Source organism: Caballeronia glathei, from assembly GCF_000698595.1.
Classification (GTDB): Bacteria; Pseudomonadota; Gammaproteobacteria; order Burkholderiales; family Burkholderiaceae; genus Caballeronia; species Caballeronia glathei.
Genome location: NZ_JFHC01000150.1, coordinates 1 through 6,109 on the forward strand (window position 1 = coordinate 1; position 6,109 = coordinate 6,109).

The 6,109-nt window shown below is 59.1% G+C and carries 4 protein-coding genes; 2 read left to right on the forward strand and 2 right to left on the reverse strand.

Features of this window, described 5'->3' with window-relative positions; all coding sequences use genetic code 11:
- Positions 1–427 precede the first annotated feature (427 nt).
- Complete coding sequence (locus BG61_RS37430) at positions 428–2,824, forward strand: hybrid sensor histidine kinase/response regulator (protein ID WP_051673083.1); 2,397 nt, start codon at positions 428–430, stop codon at positions 2,822–2,824.
- 530 nt (positions 2,825–3,354) lie between these two features.
- Here BG61_RS37430 and BG61_RS37435 read toward each other — a convergent pair.
- A complete protein-coding gene (locus tag BG61_RS37435; RefSeq protein WP_035943217.1) occupies positions 3,355–3,876 on the reverse strand; it encodes a CinA family protein in 522 nt (173 codons plus the stop codon).
- A 1,282-nt stretch (positions 3,877–5,158) separates the two neighbouring features.
- Here BG61_RS37435 and BG61_RS41060 point away from each other — a divergent pair.
- Entirely contained in the window at positions 5,159–5,692 is a 534-nt protein-coding gene (locus tag BG61_RS41060; RefSeq protein WP_081868325.1) for an NUDIX hydrolase, read from the forward strand.
- Positions 5,693–5,819: 127 nt separating this feature from the next.
- Here BG61_RS41060 and BG61_RS37440 read toward each other — a convergent pair whose 3' ends face one another.
- Positions 5,820–6,023 (reverse strand): hypothetical protein, encoded by a 204-nt coding sequence (locus tag BG61_RS37440; protein ID WP_035943218.1) that lies wholly within the window; start codon positions 6,021–6,023, stop codon positions 5,820–5,822.
- Between the last annotated feature and the right edge of the window lie 86 nt (positions 6,024–6,109).

A 6,109-nucleotide genomic window follows, 5' to 3' on the forward strand; every position in this document is an offset into this window, starting at 1 on the left:
GGTGGCAAGCGTGATCGTGATACTCAATGTCAAGCTGCTGGTCGATACAGTTTTGCGTTAGCCGCGGCAGCGCCGTGAGCACGGGCGATTGCTAGCGCAAGTTAAGTCCCAGACCAATGCTGTCTTGTTAGCCGCCCCAACTTTGCGCCCCCCGGGATCCCGCTCAAGAGCTTCAGTATGCGATAAAGGGCGGACGGCGGCATCGCTGGGCGCCGATTCCTCACCTCGATCAATATCTCCCGATCGCCTCCAGTCACAACCATGTGGCATTTCTTGTCGACGAAGAACTGAAGCAACCACGGGTTGCACATGGCTATCCGGGCGGCTCCATCTCCCGTCGGACGACGCACCGCTTCGGGCTCAGTAATTGCTCAAAACGGAGGCTTGTTTTGTTCGGCCGACCAGGCGCTAACACAACGCTGATCAAATGAACGACCTGAACCCACAATCCGCCGATTTCCGCTCGGTCTGGCTCCGGCTATGGACTGAGTCTACCCACGACTACTCAATCTTCGCCCTCTCGCCCCAAGGTATTGTCTTGACGTGGAACCCGGGCGGCGAACGCATCCAGGGTTACCAGTCCGAGGAAATTGTAGGACAGCCCTTCTCTATCTTCTATCCGGAGACGGAACGCGCCTCGGGTGCGCCGAAGGCGGCGCTCCGGGCCGCAGCCGACTCAGGGCGCTACGTCGTGGAGGGCTGGCGCGTGCGCAAGGACGGCACAACGTTCTGGGCGAACGTCGTAATGACGGCACTACGTGACCGGCAGGGCCAGCTTATCGGCTTCGGCAAGGTGATTCAGGACGTCAGTGATAAGAAGGCGGCCCATGACGCGGTGCTCCGGAGCGAACGGAGTTTCCGCCTCCTGGTTCAGGGCGTGACCGACTATGCGATCTTCATGCTGTCGCCCGATGGGCATATTACAAGCTGGAACTCCGGGGCGCGGCGGATCAAGGGGTACACCGAACGCGAGATTGTCGGCTCCCATTTTTCCCGGTTCTACACGCCGGAGGACGTGGCGGCCGGCGTCCCCTTCCAGGGCCTGGAGACAGCGAGACGCGAGGGACGTTTCGAAGCGGAGGGGTGGCGCGTGAGGCGCGACGGAAGCTGTTTCTGGGCGCACGTCGTCATCGACGCCATCCGCGAAGACGGCGATCTGGTTGGATTTGCAAAAGTCACACGCGATATCACCGAACGCCGGCGCGCAGGCGAGTTGCTTGAGCAAACCCAAAGAGCGCTGTTTCAGGCGCAGAAGATGGAAGCATTGGGAAAACTCACGGGTGGGGTGGCGCACGATTTCAACAATGTTCTCCAGTTGCTACGGGGCAACCTGGAACTGCTTGAAAGCAGGCATGGCCGCGACGTCTGGAGCGCCGAGCGTCTCGGTAACGCGATCGACGCCGTAGACCGCGGTGCGAAGCTTGCGTCACAACTGCTTGCCTTCGGTCGTCAGCAACCCTTGGCCCCCGTCGTCATCAACCCTGCGCGCCAGCTTCACGCGCTGGACGACCTGCTGCGGCGCGCGCTGGGCGAGACGATCGAGATCGAGTCCGTTGTCGCGGGGGGCCTGTGGAATACCGACGTCGATCCGCATCAGCTGGAAAATGTGATCCTGAATCTGGCGATCAATGCACGCGACGCAATGCCGGATGGCGGCAAGCTCACTCTTGAACTCGCCAATGCAACGCTTGATGACGAATACGTATCGTCACTCGATGACGTCTCCCCGGGACAGTACGTGATGCTGGCCGTCACGGACAGCGGGACCGGCATGAGCCAGAAAGTGATGGAGCGCGCTTTTGATCCGTTCTTCAGCACGAAAGCGGAGGGTCAAGGTACCGGCCTTGGTCTGAGCATGGCCTACGGCTTCGTCAAGCAGAGTGGAGGCCACATCCGGCTCTATAGCGAAGTCGGCGAGGGAACGACCGTCAGGATCTATCTGCCCCGCTCAACCGGCACGGCGGTTGAAACCAAGGCGCGCGCGGCGGGCGGGCTGAAGCACGGCAACGAGACCATCTTGGTCGTGGAGGACGATTTAAAGGTTCAGTCGACCGTCGTCGAACTTCTCACCGGTCTCGGCTATTCGGTGCTCAAAGCCAATGACGCTGAGCAGGCGCTAACCGTCGTTGCGAGCGGTGTGCATATCGATCTGCTATTTACAGACGTGGTGATGCCCGGAGCGCTGCGCAGTCCGGAAATGGCCCGAAGAGCAGTCGAGATATTGCCCGGACTGAAGGTGCTTTACACATCGGGCTATACTCAGAACGCAATCGTGCATGGTGGTCGACTTGATCCGGGTGTGGAATTGCTGAGCAAGCCGTACAGTCGTCAGCAGCTCGCCTTCAAGGTGCGGCAGGTACTGGGAACCAGCCGAACCGAAGCGACCGAACCGGGTGCGGACGAGTCGCACACCGGTGATGGCGCCGAGCCGGTCTGGTGTCCGGAAAGCGTGCGCATACTCGTGGTCGAAGACGACGCCGCGTCGCTAGACGCAACGTGTGAGCTACTGATGCTGCTGCGGATAAACCCGCAACGCGCCGAAAACGCCGCGGTCGCACTGAACGCACTGGAAGCAGACGACTTTGACATTCTGTTCACAGACGTCGTCATGCCAGACATGTCAGGCATCGAACTCGCGCGACGCGCTCTTGGCATTCGTCCAGAGCTTCGCGTTATCTTCGCTTCGGGAAACGCAATCCCGGACCACGAAAGGTTTGCATTCAGCTGGTCGGCGCTGCGCAAACCCTATACGCTTGATCAGTTGCGTATTGCGCTGCAGTCGGCCAACAAGCCTCGGGCGGAGCGGCATGCCGGCGATGGCTAGTCAAAGGCAACCGACGGGGCAAGTGAAAATTCAGGCTCCGGGTAGCGTGACACAGTTGCGAGATAGTAATCGAGTGCTGACGCCGGCGTTGACCTATGTCTAGATGGTCGCGCGGTTGATCTTCATCGGCCGCTTTTTTTACGCCTTCAGAATGCGTTCGAGATCAAGACGGAGCATGGCCACTGCCAAGCGCTGGCCGCGATAGTACAGGAGCGTCATATCGACGCGGTCGTATATCCATCCCTGCGTGATTTAGCGGGGAGGTGGTCGTTTCGCGGTGATTACGCCCCAGGCCTTCGCGAACAACGAACCGGTTGCCGCTGAACGTGAAAATGTCACGTACGCTCGATCGGGTGATTTGCGAAAAGGTGGTGGCCTCATGGCGTCGACGTGGAAGTCCGCGACGAGGATCCGTTCGGTAGCGTATGCTTGCGTTTGGCAAGCCGGCGCGCTTCTCCGCTTCTACCTAAAATGCGTTTGACACGTCGAGCTGGCGCACCGCGCTCTGCTGCCAATGGCGCCGCTCCGCGTCATTGCCGCTCCTTGGAAAGCCTCGTCGCCCTCAATGAATCGAAGAGTTCGGGGATCCGCGACAGCGCGTACAGGGCTGCGGCATGCCTAATTTCGTTTCGGTCGCCGTTAAAGGTCCTAGTCTCGCTAGCCGTCGCAACACTGCCGTCGCGTCTTCGAAAAGTCCATGCGAAGCACTGCGTGCCGGGCGACGGTCCTCCGGACGGCGATCCGTCCGCAACGCCCGTGTTGGCAACTGCAATGTCCGCGGCGCACGCTTCCTGTGCCAGCACTCCTTCTGACATCTCGCGCGCGACTTCCTGGCTTGTGAGGCCGAAGCGGTCCATGGTTTCCTGCCGCACGCCGAGACAGCCGGCCTTCCCCGACGGTGAATACGTGACGAATCCGACATCCAAGCAAGCACCGCTTCCTGGCACCTCCGCGAGCAGCGAAGCGATCAGCCCCGCAGTACAGGACTCGGCCGTGGCCAGCTTGAGCCCCCTTGAGGTGAGAAAACCAACGATATAACGCGGAATGTTCATTGAAAAAAGACCTTCGCGAAGCCACGTGCTCCAGAACACGTCCCGCGATTAAGCATGCTGCCAACCATTGAGCAACCATCGTGCCTTCAATCCGGGGCAACGCGACGCAAATCAAAGTGTGCGGCGAGGCCTGAGCCGGATCCGATGGAAGCCGCGAAGCGCGGCCGACAGCAGAGGAAACCGGCGCATGCACTTCCGGGCGTGTCTCAACTCGCCGTTGCGGCTTCCGTGATCTTGTTCCGGATTATCGCAACGAACGTGCCTTCGGCGTGCGCATCCCAAATCGAACACGGCTACTTTCACACCCGCGCAATCCGAACCGATATGTCGCGGGATTGCACGTCCGATTTTATAGCGACGGAGAGAAAAAACTCTCGCGGATAGTTACGGCGGAGCAGTTAAGCCCGAAGTAAGTATTACTTCCTCGCAAAGTCGCATGCCTCCGGGCTCGTGGAAAAATGTCCTAGCACTCCGCTCGCCGCTGGTTAGCCGATGGATCGTCAATCAGCAGCATCGCTACGTACAAGCCGGCATCATAAGCTGTGGTCGGTAAAATCCGATACCTACCAATTGTCAACTTGCCAATCTGTATTTTCCGATGGAATTCGAACCGACTGCTTAGCTTCAACTTCGCATCATCGACCGCCTCGGGGTCAAGCGACCCCTAACCCTTGCCGAAGGTGGACGTCGAGCGCTGTTGCCCGAACTGCACTGTCGCAGCCGCTCCAGCAATCTTCCGGGCGCTCATCGGCGTGAATGACTGAAGAAGTGAAGGGATCACCGATGAGCGCTAGAATTTCAAGGACGAGCCTATCCCAATTTCCCAGTACGCAAAAAGCAACGCTTGCAGGCAGTTGAGAAAATGCGCTCCTCGCAAGAGTCGCTCATGCTGTCGACGGTTGGACACACGCCCAGGCTCAATTGCCTATATGGACGTACGATCAAGAAGTGCTCGCTCCAATAGCTGCGCGCAGCAGTTCTGCTACGCTCGTGTGTGCAGCGAGCAGAAAGCGCGCGGGCGTCTCTGAACGCGTTGAAGCAGACGACTTCTGTTCACCGACGTCGTCGTGCCAGACATGTCAGGCACCAAACTCGCGCGCGACGCGCTTTTGCCATTCGTCCATAACTTCGGATCTTGGCTTTGGGAAACGCAATCCCGGACCGCTTCCAAGGGAAAAAGCGCGCGCACGGGGTCGATCCGGAACGGAAATTGCGATATGGACGAAAAGTGGAGAAAGCGGAAGCGACAGTCGGAAGGTACCACGATTCTAGGGGGATGATCATGAAACACAGAGCGACCGTCGTCTGTAGGCGTGACGACCGCATTCTCCTCGTCGCGAAACCGGGCGCTCGGTGGGCCCTACCCGGGGGAGTTCGAAAGGCTGGTGAGCCGCTATCGTGCGCGGCGGCTCGTGAACTTGAGGAAGAGACCGGCTTGCGCGCGGCAAACGTCACCTATCTTTTCGAGTTCCGCGGAGGCCGAACGCGCCATTTCGTCTTTGCCGCTTCTTGTCCGGAGGGAGCGCTACCTGTCCCGCGTAACGAAATTGCCAAATGCCAATGGGTTCGACTGCGTGCGATCAGAAAGACGTCAGCAAGCATCTGTACGAAGGGTATCGCTGAACTCCTTCTGAGCGTCACAAAGTTAAGGAGTGAGGCGTGGCCCGAAAGGCCAACGGTCTCGGGCATCGAGAGCAACGAAGAAGTCTTTGGGAACCTCAAAAATGCCCCGCCGGAGGATAAACCAGCGGCTTCGTTCAGCCCGCCGGGTTTTCGCCCGAAAGGGAAACCCGCTTACTTAGAATGCACAGGCTGACAGTTGAGCGCGCAGTTCGGATCGTGACCGATTGCGGCCCATTGCGATTTGTGCGGCAGCCGTTGATACCGACAGCGTGCGTCCAAGTAAGGGCACAAAGAGCAGGGCATCGTACGAGGTCGACCCGTTATGGAACGTCCAGCTTGACTTTGAGCCATCTTAATTTCCGTTTGTCAAATGTTTTATAGGCGGCGATGACGTTCATCATCGGCTCGCGGTTCGTGAGCGCGAGGAGCTCGTCGAATGAGCCGTTGGGCACCTGCTCGATCAGCGCCGGTGCAATCGATCGGTGATTGCAGTTGCCCATCTTGAGTGTGAGGTTCTTGTTCATCACTGCACCAAGTGGAAAAAGCGATCGTTGGGCGGCGTATCCGGCGACGCCGCTGGGCCGTAAGCGTTGCGCGAGCACCGTCTAGA

Excerpts from the sequence above, each read along its gene's own strand:
- BG61_RS37430 (WP_051673083.1), top strand. The coding sequence starts at position 428 with ATGAACGACCTGAACCCACAATCCGCCGATTTCCGCTCGGTCTGGCTC.
- BG61_RS37435 (WP_035943217.1), bottom strand. The coding sequence starts at position 3,876 with ATGAACATTCCGCGTTATATCGTTGGTTTTCTCACCTCAAGGGGGCTC.
- BG61_RS41060 (WP_081868325.1), top strand. The coding sequence starts at position 5,159 with ATGAAACACAGAGCGACCGTCGTCTGTAGGCGTGACGACCGCATTCTC.
- BG61_RS37440 (WP_035943218.1), bottom strand. The coding sequence starts at position 6,023 with ATGAACAAGAACCTCACACTCAAGATGGGCAACTGCAATCACCGATCG.